The 15,517-nt window shown below is 55.5% G+C and carries 10 protein-coding genes; 3 read left to right on the top strand and 7 right to left on the bottom strand.

Annotation, left to right across the window (positions count from 1 at the left end):
* Positions 1-55: 55 nt before the first annotated feature.
* Genes wzc through DAI21_RS12710 form a run of 3 tightly spaced genes read right to left on the bottom strand, consistent with a single transcriptional unit; the run spans position 56 to position 3,810 of the window.
* Positions 56-2,218 carry a tyrosine-protein kinase Wzc gene (wzc, locus tag DAI21_RS12720; protein ID WP_107703264.1) on the bottom strand — a complete coding sequence of 721 codons (2,163 nt, stop codon included), beginning with the start codon at positions 2,216-2,218 and terminating at the stop codon, positions 56-58.
* Between the two features lie 2 nt (positions 2,219-2,220).
* Positions 2,221-2,664, bottom strand: a complete 444-nt coding sequence (wzb, locus tag DAI21_RS12715; RefSeq protein ID WP_100779606.1) for a low molecular weight protein-tyrosine-phosphatase Wzb — start codon at positions 2,662-2,664, stop codon at positions 2,221-2,223.
* A 6-nt stretch (positions 2,665-2,670) separates the two neighbouring features.
* Complete coding sequence (locus DAI21_RS12710) at positions 2,671-3,810, bottom strand: polysaccharide export protein (RefSeq protein ID WP_107703263.1); 1,140 nt, start codon at positions 3,808-3,810, stop codon at positions 2,671-2,673.
* 694 nt (positions 3,811-4,504) lie between these two features.
* Between DAI21_RS12710 and DAI21_RS12705 the strand changes: the two genes are divergently transcribed.
* A complete protein-coding gene (locus DAI21_RS12705; RefSeq protein ID WP_100779604.1) occupies positions 4,505-6,088 on the top strand; it encodes a TerC family protein in 1,584 nt (527 codons plus the stop codon).
* A 47-nt stretch (positions 6,089-6,135) separates the two neighbouring features.
* On the opposite strand, the gene asmA is transcribed toward DAI21_RS12705, so the two are convergent.
* From asmA to udk, 3 genes are all read right to left on the bottom strand, one after another.
* Entirely contained in the window at positions 6,136-7,983 is a 1,848-nt protein-coding gene (gene asmA, locus DAI21_RS12700) for an outer membrane assembly protein AsmA (RefSeq protein WP_107703262.1), read from the bottom strand.
* Positions 7,984-8,005: 22 nt separating this feature from the next.
* Positions 8,006-8,587, bottom strand: a complete 582-nt coding sequence (dcd, locus tag DAI21_RS12695; RefSeq protein WP_100779602.1) for a dCTP deaminase — start codon at positions 8,585-8,587, stop codon at positions 8,006-8,008.
* 91 nt (positions 8,588-8,678) lie between these two features.
* Positions 8,679-9,320 (bottom strand): uridine kinase, encoded by a 642-nt coding sequence (gene udk, locus DAI21_RS12690; protein ID WP_100779601.1) that lies wholly within the window; start codon positions 9,318-9,320, stop codon positions 8,679-8,681.
* A gap of 342 nt (positions 9,321-9,662) precedes the next feature.
* Here udk and DAI21_RS12685 point away from each other — a divergent pair, with 342 nt between their 5' ends.
* Positions 9,663-12,992 carry a diguanylate cyclase gene (locus DAI21_RS12685; protein WP_107704247.1) on the top strand — a complete coding sequence of 1,110 codons (3,330 nt, stop codon included), beginning with the start codon at positions 9,663-9,665 and terminating at the stop codon, positions 12,990-12,992.
* Here the strand turns inward: DAI21_RS12685 and alkA are convergent.
* A complete protein-coding gene (gene alkA, locus DAI21_RS12680) occupies positions 12,957-13,829 on the bottom strand; it encodes a DNA-3-methyladenine glycosylase 2 (RefSeq protein WP_107703261.1) in 873 nt (290 codons plus the stop codon). The genes DAI21_RS12685 and alkA overlap by 36 nt on opposite strands.
* 132 nt (positions 13,830-13,961) lie before the next feature.
* On the opposite strand from alkA, the gene yegD reads away from it, so the two are divergent.
* Positions 13,962-15,314 carry a molecular chaperone gene (yegD, locus tag DAI21_RS12670; protein ID WP_107703260.1) on the top strand — a complete coding sequence of 451 codons (1,353 nt, stop codon included), beginning with the start codon at positions 13,962-13,964 and terminating at the stop codon, positions 15,312-15,314.
* Positions 15,315-15,517 lie beyond the last annotated feature (203 nt).

The following is a 15,517-nucleotide window of genomic DNA, read 5'->3' as shown; positions in this document are numbered from 1 at the left end:
ACCCCTGCCCTCTCCCACTGGAAGAGGGAATTAAGGTTAGGGTGAGGGAAAACGATTATTTACTGTCAGACTTATATTCGTACTCGTAATACCCGTAATCCTGGTACCCGGTTGCGCGGCGGAAGATAGAGTTCAGAATCACCCCTTTCACTTCGATGCCGTTCTGCTCGAAGCGACTCAGGCTGGTTTCCACCTCTTTCAGGGTGTTCACCGCATAGCGCGCCACCATAAGGGTGGTCCCGGCGTGGCGGCCAACAATCGCGGCGTCGGTGACGGCCAGAATTGGCGGCGTATCAATCAGCACCAGGTCGTAGTGTTCACTCGCCCATTTCACCAGCTGTGCGAAACGTTCGCTCATCAGCAGTTCGGACGGATTCGGTGGCACCTGGCCGCGCGGCACAAGGTCAAAATTGGTAATGGAGGTCGGCTTGGCGCACTGGCTGATCTCCCCTTTGCCGAGCAGAATTTCCGACAGACCGTTGACGTTGTTGGTGCCAAGCAGCTCGTGGGTGTAGCCCTTTCGCATATCGCAGTCGATCAGCAGCACGCGTTTGTTGGTCTGACTGATTACCGCCGCGAGGTTGGCACACACGAAGGTTTTACCAATCGACGGGCTGACCCCGGTGAGCATCAGGACGTTATTTTTGGCCTGCATCATGGCGAAGTGCAGGCTGGTACGCAGGCTGCGCACCGCTTCAATCGCCAGATCCGTTGGGTTACCCACGGCCAGCAGCTGGCTCTGTTTGTAACGTTTGACCCCTTTGACCGTTTTGACGCTATCGCGCGATTTCTGCCATTCCGACAGCGGAATGCTGGCATAGACGCTGATACCGTTCTCTTCGAGGACCTGCGGGCTTTCGATACCGCGGTTGAACAGGGAGCGCAGCAGCACACCGACGATGGAGAGCATCAGGCCGAGAATAATGCTGCCGAAAATGATCAGCGCTTTCTTCGGTTTCAGCACGCCAGGCTGGGTGATAGCGGAGTCAACGATGCGCACGTCACCGACGGTACTGGCTTCGGTGATTTTCAGCTCTTGCTGTTTATTCAGCAGCTGCATGTACACCTGCTGGCCCGACTCCACATCGCGTGTCAGACGCACAATTTCCTGCTGGGTTTTCGGCATCGCGGTGACGCGGTTGTTGAGTTTCGATTTCTCATCTTCCAGCGCCTGGCGTTTTTCCAGCAGCGTGCGGTAAGCCGGGTGGCGTTTGGTGTAAAGCTTGGAGATTTCCGCTTCTTTGAAGGTCAGCTCGTTTAACTGGGCATCGATGTTAACCATCGAATCGAGCACCGATTTCGCCTCCAGCGGCAGATCGACAGAGTCTTTCTGCTGGCGATAGGCGTTAAGTTTGTTCTCCGCGTCATCCAGACGGGTACGCACTTCCGGCAGCTGTTTCGCGAGGAAAGCGAGGCTCTTCGCCGCCTCTTCCGACTTGCGCTCCACGTTCTGCTCAAGGTAGTTACGGGTAATGCTGTTCAGGACGTTGCGGATCATCTCCTTATCTTCACCGGTGAAGCTCAGGCTCAGCACGCCCGTGTCTTTGCCATTTTCGGTGACGGTCAGGTTGTTTTGCAGATTGTTGATCATGCCAAGCGTCGAGAATTTGCTGACGGTAAATTCACCGCCCTCAGCCGCCTGAATGGCGCTGACCATCATGGTGACACCGTTTTTAGACAGCAATTGCCCCACTTCGCCGCGTGCGCTAAAGCCCGCATCGCTGGTCAGTTCATACTGCTTAGGGCCGAGCACCGTCAGGGTGAACACCTGATCCGCCGAACCTTTTGGCAGGGTAAAGGTGGTGACTTTAACGGTATCGTTTTGACGCCCCATCAGTCGGTCCCAACCGGCACCAAACACCGGGAAGGTGTTTTTGCTGACGGCGATATCCAGGTCGAGATCGTCAACGGTTTTACCGAGGACCATGCGCGACTGAATCAGCTGGATTTCCGCATCGGACGCCGGTGGCTTATTCGCCAGCGCTGAACCGATATCCTGCACCAGTGAGTTACCGGAGTTTTGCTCGATCTGCACCAGCGCATCGGCACTGTAGATAGGCGTAGCAAACAGGGTGTAGATCACGGCGGCGATGGCAAAAACCGCGGTAATGCCCAGCACCCACCAGCGCGCCTCGACCACCGTCCCGACCAGACGGCCAATATCAATTTCATCACTGCCCGAGATCGGGGCGGCAGAAGGTTTTGTTTTTTCTGTCATTGTTATCCCTGCTGAGCTTTCAGTGCCTGCGCCCACTGTTGGGCAGACTGGTCTAGTAAGGTATAAACCGCCTCAAATGCCTCACGGCTCTTGCGATACGGATCGGGAATTTCGCGCTCACTGTCCCAGTGACCAAACAGCATCACTTTGCCGCGCATCTCCGGTGCGATTTCGCACAGCGCACTAATGTGGCGTTTTTCCATCGCGAGGATCAGATCGTACTCCCGGCACATCCGGCCAGAGACCTGACGGGCCACATGCCCGTCGAGGGAGAGGTTATGCGACTTCGCCACGCTCGTTGCGCGCTCATCCGCCCCCTTCCCCACCAGCGCCCCCAGCCCTGCGGAGTCCACCACCAGATCGGGCTGATAATTTTTCAGCAGCCGTTCAGCCGTGGGGGAACGGCAAATGTTCCCCACGCACACCACCAGAATTTTGTTAAACATCGCGGGTTACCAGGTATGAATGTCGCGCGCCGTGTCCGTCATGTAGCGAACGCCACTGATGGTTGGCAGCAACTGGTTGATCAGACGGTTCCAGCGTGTGACTGGCGCGGTAGTGACATAGACCACATCGTATGGCTGCAGACGGAATTCCGTCGCCATCACCAGGGACGTCGCATCGGACATATCCAGCTGGTAGATGTTGGCAATCTTGCCTTTCGCACTGCCTTCGCCTTTTAGCGGACGGATCACGAAGATGCCGCTGGCGTTAGACGACGTCAGATCCAGACCTTCCGCATTACCCAGCGCTTCGGTCAGGGTCATGCCGCTGAAGTCCATTTTGAGGGTGCTCTGTTTTTTAACTTCGCCCATCACGAACACTTTCAGATCGTCGTTGCGCGGCACAAACAGAATGTCGCCCGGATAGAGCAGACGGTTTTGGCTCAAATCGCCGTTCTGCATCAGCGCCTGGAGTGAAATGCGCTCCTCTTTGCCGTTGTGCGTCAGCACCACGTTGCGCCAGTCGGCCTCGTCCGTTAACCCGCCCGCGGTGTTGATGGCGTCGAGAATGGTCAGCGGTACGTTGGTGATCGCCTGCTGGCCTGATTTATTGACCTGGCCGGAGACGTAGGCTTTCTGCGAACGGAATGCGGCGATATTAACGTCCACCTGCGGGTCAGCGATGTACTGCGCTAAACGGCCGGTAATATCACTACGAATTTCTGCGAGGGTTTTCCCCACGACGTGCACTTTACCGATGTAGGGATAGAACATGGTGCCATCAGGCTGCACCCAGTTACCGGTATCGCTGGAGCTGCGGTATTGCCCTGCTGGAGTGGTCAGTTCCGGGTGATCCCAGACGGTGACGCTCACAACGTCGCCCGGCCCCACGCGGTATTGATAAGAGGCAATTTCCTGATCCAGAGACATATTCGGCTGTGCAACATTCGGACGCGGGCGTAATTGTTCGACGATACGCGGCGTTAATGGATAAACATTCACCATTTTGTCGAGATCAAAATCAGCATCCTGTTGCTTGATCACATCCTTGCCCATTGTTGACATATTGCTGCCGGGAAAGACCGTACAACCACTCATCAAGGTCACAGACACCAATAATGGCATCAATTTCATTTTGGATTTCATCATTGATTATTTATCACTTTGGCAGAGTAATTATCCTGTGCAATTTAAATAAGCGCGGGTTGTTTAGGCAATCAGAATGCAGTTAATAAAATAGAAATATAACTGGCATCAATCCTAAAAAACGCTTATTCATCCATTGGCTATTGACAGAATAATCGAGGCTGATTCACACGCTTTCAGGCACGCTACCGCCCTTGGCTTTCAGTTACCAATCCACTGACGAAACAATATATTATGGATAGACACCCTCTAAAATTAGGTCTTGCAGGATAAATATATCCGGCATTTTCAATGCCTGAGCGGTAATGAATGTTCGCTCTTAAGACCGTTACATAAATAGCAGCAAGAAGATTTAACATTTGATGCCTGGAGAATTGTTGCAGCTAACCTAATAGCAGGCAAGGAGACAACCGTCCTATTATTGGTTTTTAAGAATAATATTAAGCGCAAAGTTTTATGGTTTTAGGAATTTCTTTATATTGACAAAATTCAGACATAAAACATTTCATGCGATATTTCCTAATTATCCGTTTAACCGGATAATTTAACTTTCATATAGAAATAACAGGGTTATTCGCCATGGCTATTTCACGTGCTTTCATTAAGAGAAATCTCAAGCAGTCATTGCAATTTTTGCCAGCTTTATCCATGATCGAAGTGTGACAAATGTCATATCTTCAGAGGTACTGCTATTACTATGGAATGGATTGCCGATCCATCAATCTGGGCCGGGCTGGTGACGCTGGTCGTCATCGAATTAGTGCTTGGCATCGATAACCTGGTCTTTATTGCCATCCTCGCCGAAAAATTGCCCCCGGCGCAGCGCGACCGCGCACGCGTTACCGGTTTGCTGTTGGCGATGGTGATGCGTTTGCTGTTACTGGCTTCGATCTCCTGGCTGGTCACCCTGACCACTCCCCTCTTCTCGTTCCACGGCCTGAGCTTTAGCGCCCGTGACGTGATCATGTTGTTTGGCGGCCTGTTCCTGCTGTTCAAAGCCACCGTTGAGCTGAACGAACGGCTCGAAGGGAAAGACAGCGAGAACCCCACCCAGCGTCGTGGGGCGAAGTTCTGGCCCGTGGTCGCGCAAATCGTGGTGCTGGACGCGGTCTTCTCGCTGGATTCCGTGATTACCGCCGTGGGGATGGTTGATCATCTGCCTGTCATGATGGCGGCGGTGATTATTGCCATCACGCTGATGGTGATGGCGAGCAAGGCCCTGACGCGCTTTGTGAACAGCCATCCAACGATTGTGATTTTGTGTCTGAGCTTCCTGCTGATGATCGGCTTTAGCCTGGTCGCAGACGGCTTTGGCTTCCATATTCCAAAAGGCTATCTGTACGCAGCGATCGGTTTCTCGGTGATTATTGAATCCCTGAACCAGCTGGCGATTTTCAACCGCCGCCGTTTTCTCTCTGCCAATCAGACCTTGCGTCAGCGCACGGCGGAGACCGTTCTGCGTCTGCTCAGCGGTAAGAAAGAGGACGCCGAGCTGGATGCAGAGTCAGCGTCACTGCTTGCCGATCACGACGACAGCCAGATCTTTAACCCGCAGGAACGGCGGATGATTGAGCGCGTGCTCAATCTTAACCAGCGCTCGGTCAGCAGCATCATGACGTCGCGCCACGATATCGAACATATCGACCTGAATTCGCCGGAAGCGCAGATCCGCGCCCTGCTGGATAAAAACCAGCACACTCGCGTGGTGGTGACCGGGGGTGATGATGAGGAAGGTCTGCTTGGGGTGGTGCACGTCATTGACCTGCTCCAGCAGTCCCTGCGCGGTGAGCCACTGGATTTACGCGCGCTGATCCGCCAGCCGCTGGTGTTCCCGGAAACCCTGCCGCTGCTTTCGGCGCTGGAACAGTTCCGCAACGCGCGCACCCATTTTGCCTTTGTGGTCGATGAGTTTGGTTCCGTTGAAGGGCTGGTGACGCTGAGCGACGTGATGGAAACCATCGCCGGTAATTTGCCTAACGAAGTGGATGAGATCGACGCCCGCCACGACATCCAGAAAAATGCCGATGGGTCCTGGACTGCCAATGGTCATATGCCGCTGGAAGATCTGGTGCAGTACGTTCCACTGCCGCTGGATGAGAAGCGCGAATACCACACGATCGCCGGTCTGCTGATGGAATACTTACAGCGCATTCCGCAGCCGGGTGAAGAGGTTCAGGTAGGGGAATATGTGCTCAAGACGTTGCAGGTGGAGAGTCATCGCGTGCAGAAAGTGCAGCTGATACCCCTGCGCGGAGAGGATGATTTGGATTTTGAGGTTTGATCTCTTCTTATCCCCCTCTCCCGTTCAAGGAGAGGGGGATGATTGGATCAGAGCTTATCTAAAAGCTTCTTCACATCTTTGCTGTTCTGCGAATCTTTATTCTTATCCGCCCACTCATTCAGACGTCGTTTCGCTTCATCCTGCAGATGTTTACGCAGGATCTGGTCAACCTGAAGACTGTAATTCAGCTCCTGCCATCTGCCGTAAACGTTGAGCGGGATAGCCGTCTCTTTCAGGACATCAATCAGTGGGCCTTCGCCTTCCCAGCCGGACATCACGCGGACGTTAAAGCGCGTATCCGTCGTCTCTTTCACCAGATCCAGCGTGCCTTTGCCCGTGACCGCCAGCATCGAGGATTGCCCCTGCATGTCATCAAGCGTGAGCTGCCCGTTGTCGAGCGTCAGATCGGTGGTAAAGGTGTCGAGTTTCGTCGCGCTGTCGAAGTTCTCTTTGGCTTTGACATTGCTGCTGCGCTCGACGGCCTGCTGCACCAGCTGCTGGAAGTTCAGCCCTTCCATGCGGCTGTTGGCGAGATCAACGTGCGCCTGCCCCTGCCAGCTGTGACGGAAGGCGTCAGCGTCAATCTTATCGCCGGAGAAATCCCCCGCCATGGTCAGATTTCCGGTCAGCGCGATAGGGTAATCAAAGGCTTTGAGGATAGTGCCAATCTCTATGTTCTCAAGACGCGGCTGGAACTCGGCCTTCGCCATATTCTTACGCACGTCCAGCATGCCAGGCAGCGAAATATGCCCCGCCCCCATCTGACCGCTTAGCTCGGAAATGACCAGTAAACCGTTATGGTTCAGCATCTGGCTACTGACGTTCGTGAAGTCGATGCCCCGCCAGCGCACCGCGTTGGCTTTAAGCAAAATATCCGCCGTAAAGCTGCGCAGCCCGTTGTAGTCTGGCGCGTCGACGTTTGACGCAATAACCGGTCGCATCTGTTTCGGCAGTCCAGGTGCCTGAGTGTCGTCACCCTCTTTCGCCGGGACCGGCTGCGGAGGCAACAGATTTACCAGGTTGAGCTTGTCGAACTGAAGATCAAAGACCCATTTCGGCTCTTCGCCCAGCAGCACGCTGGCACGACCTTTTAAGGAACTGTCATTTGCCTGCAGGTTGAGATTATTCAGTTCAAGCTGTTTTTGCTCTTCGCGCCACATCGCCTGCAGTGTGCCCTGGCCAGTGATCCCTTGCGTTGGGAGATCGGCGCCAGAGAGTTGCCAGTTCAGCTGTTGAATATCGGCGGTAAGTTGATGCGGGTAGTCCGACGCATTGACGCGGGCATTTAGCGACAGAGTCAGGTCACGCTGATTGCGATTAATGCGACCTGAAAAATCGACCGTCGCCAGATGATGCGGGTCCTGTTCCATCGTCAGATTAATATTGCGCACGGTGACCTGGTCGTCATCCTCATGCTGGAAGACCAGCACGCTGTCCGCGACTTTCAGACTGGCGATATCAAATGACCAGCCCGCATCTTCGGGGACGTCGGGGAGTGAATTTGCGCGAGGGGCAACAGGCTCACCCGGCTTTCGGACGGCTTCTGTTTGCGGCGTCAGCTGAATGACGGCACCTTTCAGCATCACCTGACGCACCTGCAGCTGGTGCGAAAGCAGCGGCATTAAGGCGACGTCCAGACGCATATTGTCGGCAGAGACCACCGGCAAAGCGGCGCCCGGTGCAGTCAGTGACATGCGGCCAGACAGAATGCTGAGTTGCGGCCAGACATGCCAGCGAAGAGGCCCATCCAGCTTCAGTTCATACCCGCTTCGTGCTTCGACCTGGCGGACCATGTAGGCGCGGAAATCATTGGGGTTAACCAGCAGAACCAACGCTGAAAGGCCAGCAACCAGCACCACCAGCAAAATCATCAGCGTTGTAAGAACTCTTCTCATGGCATCCTCGATGAAGCCTAATTCAGTCTTTATCAATACGACTGGCAACCGCACCCTGCTGGTCGCGGTACTTCGCGTCCTGACGGCGGTTGTAAGGGCGCTCGGCCGGGCCGGTCAGCGGCTCGAAGCTCAGCGCACCAATCATCATACCAGGGCGCAACGCCAGCGGTAATTTACCGGCATTGAAGAACTCAAGCACGATACGGCCAGACCAGCCGGGATCGATACGGTGCGCGGTGACGTGCACCATCAGCCCCAGACGCGCCAGAGACGAGCGGCCATCGAGCCAACCGACCAGATCGGCAGGCAGCGTCACGGATTCATAGGTCACCGCCAGCGCCAGTTCGCCCGGGTGCAGATAGAAAGCGTCGCCTTCCGCCAGCACAATTTCATCGCTCATGACGCGATCGAGCGCGGCGCTGACTTCGTCTTTCGGTCCGCTCAAATCAATAAAAGGTGCGGTGTGGCCGCTGAAAGTACGGAATTTATTGCCCAAACGCACATCAACGGTGACACCGTTAATGCGTTCTACTGGCGGACGCGGGGTGATAGACAGACGCCCTTCATCCAGCCAGGCTTCTATATCTCGGTCACAAAGACGCATGACACTTTCTCCTTTCGTGCATCAAACCCTGAAACCGCACTGGCTTCAGGGCAAACCCGGTTATCTCTGAACGGTACACAATTCGGGCGTATTATTCAAAAAACTGGCTAATTTTCGCTTTCAGGATATCGATAGCAATGCGGTTTTTACCCCCGCGCGGCACGATGATATCAGCGTACTGTTTGGACGGTTCAATAAACTGCAGGAACATCGGACGTACGGTTTTCTGATACTGCGCCATCACGGAGTCCATCGAACGACCACGCTCGTTCACGTCGCGCTTGATACGACGCATCAGACAGATGTCCAGCGGCGTGTCGACGAAAATCGAGAAGTTCATCGCTTCGCGCAAGCGCGCATCGGTCAGCAGCAGGATGCCTTCCAGAATGATGACCTTTTTCGGTTCAATGTGAATCGTTTCTTGCGTACGCGTGTGGTCGACATAGCTATAGACCGGCAGATCGATAGGCGTGCCGCTTTTGATCATTTGCAAATGCTGGAACAGCAGGCTGTGATCCATGGCATTAGGGTGGTCGTAATTCGTTTTTACGCGTTCTTCCATCGACAGATGGGATTGATCTTTATAGTAGCTGTCTTCGGGAATGACGCCGATGTGCTCATCACCAACTTGTTCGCGCAGTTCGCGATAAAGCGTACTGGCAATAAGACTTTTACCTGAAGCTGATGCGCCGGCGATGCCTATGATGACGCACTGATGAGACTTATCAGTCATAAATTTAGCGACCTGATTAACCTGGATGTAAAGGAAGGACGACGCCTGAGCGTCAAACGCGGCAATTATAGGGATTTCGCGTGCCTGATACTAGTGGAAAGGGCAGGTAATGCGAGAGTCATTCCAAATCACTCTTTTCACCCTGACCGAAATTTTAACGGTCATTTTTAACGCGTTAAACCTGAAATTTCTGCTGACTAAGTATTTAATAACTCTATGATGACAAATTATGAGCAGTCGGCATATGAATTGTAAATTGTTTGTACTAGCATAATCCAAATTAAAATTCTCATTCGTGCGGACCTTGTTCCTGGCAGCATGGCGTCTCTGGATAAAGCGGTAATGAATAAACAATACCAGCATGTTTTGGTGACTACCCCACATCCTTTACTACGGCTTGTCAGTCTTGGTCTGGTGACCTTCATCTTCACCCTTTTCTCGCTCGAGCTGACGCGTTTCGGTACTTTACTGGCACCGTTATGGTTCCCGACGTCGATCATGATGGTCGCCTTCTACCGCCACGCCGGAAAGATGTGGCCAGGAATCGCCCTCGCCTGCTCGTTTGGTAACATTCTTGCCTCGTGGATGCTGTTTTCCTGGGAAACCCTCAGTTTCTGGTACACGGCCATCAACGTGATCGAAGCGTGCGTCGGCGCGCTGCTGCTGCGTAAATTATTGCCCTGGTATAACCCGCTCAAAAATCTTAGCGACTGGATTCGTCTGGCGATAGGCAGCGCCGTTGTGCCGCCGCTGTTGGGTGGTGTTCTGGCCTGGCTGCTGGTCCCCAGCGCCGAGCCGCTGCGTAACTTTTTTGTGTGGGTGCTTTCAGAATCTATCGGCGCGCTGGCGCTGGTTCCGCTCGGTCTGCTGTTTAAACCGCACTATTTACTGCGCCACCGCAACCCGAAACTGCTGCTGGAAACCCTGCTCACCATGGCGGTCACGCTGGTGCTGTGCTGGGTGTCGATCACTTTCCTGCCCTGGCCATTTACCTGCGTAATTGTATTACTGATGTGGAGCGCCGTGCGTCTACCGCGCATGGAGGCGTTCCTCGTCTTTCTGGTGACGGTGATGATGGTGTCGCTGATGATTGCGACCAAACCGGCGCTGCTTACGCCCCAGAACACCGACGTGATGCTCAACGCTCCCTGGCTGCCCTTCCTGATGATGCTCCTGCCAGCGAACGTGATGACCATGGTGATGTACGCCTTTCGCGCCGAGCGCAAGCACATCACTGAAAGTGAAGAACGTTTTCGTAATGCGATGGAGTATTCCGCCATCGGCATGGCGCTGGTCGGCATTGAAGGGCAGTGGCTGCAGGCAAACAAGGCGCTGTGCCAGTTCCTTGGCTACTCGCAGCCTGAGCTGCAGGCCCTGACTTTCCAGCAGTTGACCTGGCCGGAAGATTTAAATTCCGACCTGAAAAGCCTGGAAGATCTGGTACGTGGCGACATCAACAGCTATTCAATGGAAAAGCGCTACTACACCCGCAACGGCGAGGTGGTCTGGGCGCTGCTGACGGTCTCCGTGGTGCGTCATACGGACGGCTCCCCGCTCTATTTCATCGCGCAAATCGAAGATATCAACGACCTCAAACACACCGAGTGGGTCAATAAGCGCCTGATGGAGCGTATTACGCTCGCGAACGAAGCAGGCGGCATCGGTATCTGGGAGTGGGATTTACAGCCGGATGTGATCAGCTGGGACAAACGTATGTTCGAGATGTACGAGATCCCGTCGCATATTAAACCGACCTGGCAGCTGTGGCACGAGAGCATGCTTCCGGAGGATCGCGAGCATGCCGAACAGGTGATCCGCGACGCCCTGATGGCGCGCGTGCCGTTTAAACTTGAATTCCGCATACGCGTCAAAGAGGGAGTGCGTCATATCCGCTCGCTGGCGAATCGGGTGCTCAACAAGCAGGGCGAAGTCGAACGCCTGCTGGGCATCAATATGGACATGACCGAAGTTAAAGAACTTAACGAAGCCCTGTTCCAGGAAAAAGAGCGTCTGCATATCACCCTCGACTCTATCGGCGAGGCGGTGCTGTGTACCGATATCGATATGCACGTCACCTTTATGAACCCGGTCGCAGAGAAAATGAGCGGCTGGACGCAGCAGGAAGCGATGGGACAGCCCATCCTCAACGTGCTGCACATTACCTTCGGCGAGAACGGCCCGCCGATGGAAAATATTCACAGCGGCGATATGTCGCGTTCTGACATTAATCAGGATGTGGTCCTGCACAGCCGCAATAGCGGCAGCTTCGATATTCACTACAGCATCACGCCGCTGAGCACCCTTGACGGGCAGAATATCGGCTCGGTGCTGGTCATTCAGGACGTCACCGAGTCGCGCAAAATGCTGCGTCAGCTAAGCTACAGCGCCTCTCACGACGCCCTCACCCATCTGGCGAACCGCGTCAGCTTTGAAAGCCATCTCAAGCGTCTGTTGCAAACCGTGCATGACACCCATCAGCGCCACGCGCTGGTCTTTATCGATCTCGACCGCTTCAAAGCGGTGAACGACACCGCAGGCCACGCGGCGGGCGATGCCCTGCTGCGCGAACTGTCGTCTCTGATGCTGAGTATGCTGCGCTCAAGCGACGTGCTGGCGCGACTGGGCGGCGATGAATTTGGCCTGCTGCTGCCGGACTGTAACGTCGAGAGCGCACGCTATATCGCGGGCCGAATTATTCATGCCATCAACGATTACCACTTCATGTGGGAAGGTCGCCTGCACCGCATCGGCGCCAGCGCCGGGATCACGCTGATTGACGACACAAACAGCCTGGCCGCAGAAGTCATGTCCCAGGCTGATATCGCCTGCTACGCCTCGAAAAACAACGGTCGCGGCGTGGTAACGGTGTACGAACCGCAGCAGGAGAGAATTCACAGCGCGCGCAGCATGATGTCGCTGGATGAGCAATGGCACATGATCAAAGACAACCATCTGCTGATGATTGGCCGCAGCGTCGCGTCGCCGCGCATTCCGGAGAGCAGCAACTTCTGGCTGGTCTCCCTGCGGCTGTGGACCAGTCAGGGCGAAGTGCTCGAAGAACACGCGTTCCGCTCGGGGCTGGCAGAACCGGATCTGCTGCATGCCCTCGACCGCCGTATTTTCCAGGAATTTTTCCGCGCCTTTGCCGTTCAGGTAGCGAATAAAGGGATGGGTGTGGCGCTGCCGCTCTCACCTGAGGGGATGTCCAGCTCGACGCTGGTGAATGAACTGCTCGATTTGCTGGAGAAAAGCCCACTGCCAGGGCGCCTGCTGCATCTGGTGATCCCGGTCGAAACCCTGCAAAACCAGGATGCGACGATTCAGGACGGGCTGCAAAAACTGCGTCAGGCCGGCTGCCGCATTATTCTGAGCCAGGTCGGGCGCGATATGGACATCTTTAACCACCTGAGCGCCCACATGGCGGATTACCTGCTGCTGGACCCGGAGCTGGTGACCAACGTCCACGGTAATCTGATGGACGAAATGATGGTGACCATTATCCAGGGCCACGCCCAGCGGCTGGGGATGAAAACCATTGCCGGACCGAGCAATCAGCCGCTGATGATGGATACCCTTTCCGGCATTGGCATCGACTTCATCTATGGCGATTCCATTGCCGAACCGCAGCCGCTGGAGCTACTGCTCAACACCAGTTATTTCGCTATCAACTGAGGGTGCCCAGTTTTCCGTATACCAGATATGGAGCAGCGCATAAGACCGCCACGGCTGCCAGCGCAGCGCATACTTGCGGATCTGCGCCGGCGTCATACCGGCGAAGCGCTGTTTAATCAGATAATCATCCGGCAAGAACACATCTTTCGCCTGCCAGCCGCGCAGGGCTAAGTAATTAGCCGTCCAGCGCCCGATCCCGGGCCGCGCCTGAAGCGCCTTCATTCCGCTCTCAATATCTTCCGGCGGCTGGAGCGGAAAAGTGCCGTCAACGACCGACTGCGCAAGGTGAATCAGCGACTCCGCGCGTTTCACCGGCATCCCCAGCGCCTTGAGCGCCAGCGGATCGGCAGCAGCCAGTGCCGCCGGGGTCGGAAAGCAGGTGTAATCCGGGAATCCCTTCAGCGGTTCGCCGCAGAGCGCGACTACGCGCGCCGCGAGTTTCGCCGCCATCGACACACTCACCAGTTGCCCGAGAATCGCCCGCACACCTTGTTCGTACGCATCCATCGCCCCCGGCAGGCGTAATCCTGGACGTGCTGCGCCCAGCTCACCCAGCGTGGCAGCGATGTGCTGCGGATTGCAGGAGAGATCGAACAGGCGTTCGATACGCGCCAGGCAGTTCTGCGCGACCGGCACCAGCCCTTCGCTGAGCGTGACCTGCAGGGTGCAATCCGCCAGCGATGGCGTGACCCGAAACAGCCCCTGATGGCCGTCGCAGGTGAAACTGCGCTCGTAATAGGTATCGGTCACGGTCTCCACGCCCGCGACCGCACGCGCGCCAAGAAAGCCAAACATCCATTGCCAGTCGTAGGGGGGTTGCCAGTTCAGGGTGTACATCATCGCTCCTTTTGTTGTCTTCACAGCATAACCCGACCTTACGCGGCGTGCCTTGCTTTCATATTCCTGTTGTCGTGAGCGAGACATTTCGCTAAAGTCTCGCCCCTTCTCAACGGCATGGGGATTACGTCAGTGTTTATTGGTTTTGACTACGGTACGGCAAACTGCTCTGTGGCGGTGATGGATGACAACACGCCACGTCTGCTGAAAATGGAAAAAGAGAGCTCGCTGCTGCCGTCGATGCTGTGCGCGCCGACGCGCGAAGCCGTGAGCGAATGGCTGTATCGCCACCATCAGGTTCCGGCGACTGCCACAGAGACGCAGGCGTTACTGCGTCGTGCCGTGAATTTCAACCGCGACGAAGATATCGACGTCACGCCGTCCAGCGTACAGTTCGGTTTGTCCTCTCTGGCGCAGTACATTGAAGATCCGGAAGAAGTTTACTTCGTTAAATCCCCCAAATCCTTCCTCGGTGCCAGCGGGCTTAAGCCGCAGCAGGTAGCCCTGTTTGAAGATCTGGTGTGCGCGATGATGCTGCACATTCGCAACCAGGCGCAGACGCAGGTGTCAGACGCGATCACCCAGGCCGTCATTGGCCGCCCGATCAACTTCCAGGGGCTGGGCGGCGATGAAGCCAACCAGCAGGCGCAGGGTATTCTTGAGCGCGCGGCCCATCGCGCCGGTTTCCGCGACGTTGTGTTCCAGTATGAGCCGGTCGCTGCGGGTCTGGATTTTGAAGCGACGCTGCGCGAAGAGAAACGTGTGCTGGTGGTGGATATCGGTGGGGGTACTACCGACTGCTCCCTGCTGCTGATGGGGCCACAATGGCACCAGCGCCGCGACCGCGAAAACAGCCTGTTAGGGCACAGCGGTTGCCGCGTAGGCGGTAACGATCTGGATATCGCCCTGGCATTTAAAAGCCTGATGCCGCTGCTCGGTATGGGCGGGCAAACGGAAAAAGGGACCGCCCTGCCGATTCTGCCATGGTGGAATGCCGTCGCGATTAACGACGTTCCGGCGCAGAGCGATTTCTACAGCACCGCTAACGGACGCTTCCTGAACGACCTGGTGCGTGACGCCCAGGACGGCGACAAAGTGGCCCTGCTGCATAAAGTCTGGCGTCAGCGTTTGAGCTACCGTGTGGTGCGCACTGCGGAAGAGAGCAAAATTGCCCTCTCCGATGCGACCGAGCACGCGGTCACGCTGCCGTTTATCAGCGATGAACTGGCGACCGCCATTTCTCAGCATGGGCTTGAGACAGCGCTGTCGCAGCCGCTGCAGCGCATTCTGGAGCAGGTCCAGCTGGCGCTGGAAAACGGTAACGAGAAGCCGGATGTGATCTACCTGACGGGCGGTAGCGCACGTTCACCGCTGATCAAGAAAGCGCTGGCAGAACAGTTGCCGGGCATTCCGATTGCCGGTGGCGATGATTTTGGCTCCGTCACCGCCGGGCTGGCACGCTGGGCGAAGGTAATGTTCAGCTGATATTTGTCGGGGTCTGTGTGGGCTGATGCCCTCCCCCCGCGCTCTCCCGGTGAGAGCGAGAAATCCTCAAAACGGCAGCTCAGGTTGCCGTTTTGCTTTTATCTCTCAGACAAATCCAGACAGTCTTTCATATTTCCTCCATTATTCCACTGCGTTGCCTGACTAAACTAGTATCATTCCCCGAAGTGTTTCAGGAAGAGAAC

The organism is Lelliottia sp. WB101 (genome assembly GCF_003051885.1).
Classification (GTDB): domain Bacteria; phylum Pseudomonadota; class Gammaproteobacteria; order Enterobacterales; family Enterobacteriaceae; genus Enterobacter; species Enterobacter nimipressuralis.
This window is presented reverse-complemented; position numbering and strand designations above follow the sequence as displayed.

Bases quoted from the DNA above. Each gene is read 5' to 3' on its own strand.
- udk (WP_100779601.1), bottom strand. From the start codon at position 9,320: ATGACTGATAAGTCTCATCAGTGCGTCATCATAGGCATCGCCGGCGCA.
- DAI21_RS12705 (WP_100779604.1), top strand. From the start codon at position 4,505: ATGGAATGGATTGCCGATCCATCAATCTGGGCCGGGCTGGTGACGCTG.
- wzb (WP_100779606.1), bottom strand. From the start codon at position 2,664: ATGTTTAACAAAATTCTGGTGGTGTGCGTGGGGAACATTTGCCGTTCC.
- asmA (WP_107703262.1), bottom strand. From the start codon at position 7,983: ATGAGAAGAGTTCTTACAACGCTGATGATTTTGCTGGTGGTGCTGGTT.
- DAI21_RS12710 (WP_107703263.1), bottom strand. From the start codon at position 3,810: ATGATGAAATCCAAAATGAAATTGATGCCATTATTGGTGTCTGTGACC.
- alkA (WP_107703261.1), bottom strand. From the start codon at position 13,829: ATGTACACCCTGAACTGGCAACCCCCCTACGACTGGCAATGGATGTTT.
- wzc (WP_107703264.1), bottom strand. From the start codon at position 2,218: ATGACAGAAAAAACAAAACCTTCTGCCGCCCCGATCTCGGGCAGTGAT.
- DAI21_RS12685 (WP_107704247.1), top strand. From the start codon at position 9,663: ATGAATAAACAATACCAGCATGTTTTGGTGACTACCCCACATCCTTTA.
- dcd (WP_100779602.1), bottom strand. From the start codon at position 8,587: ATGCGTCTTTGTGACCGAGATATAGAAGCCTGGCTGGATGAAGGGCGT.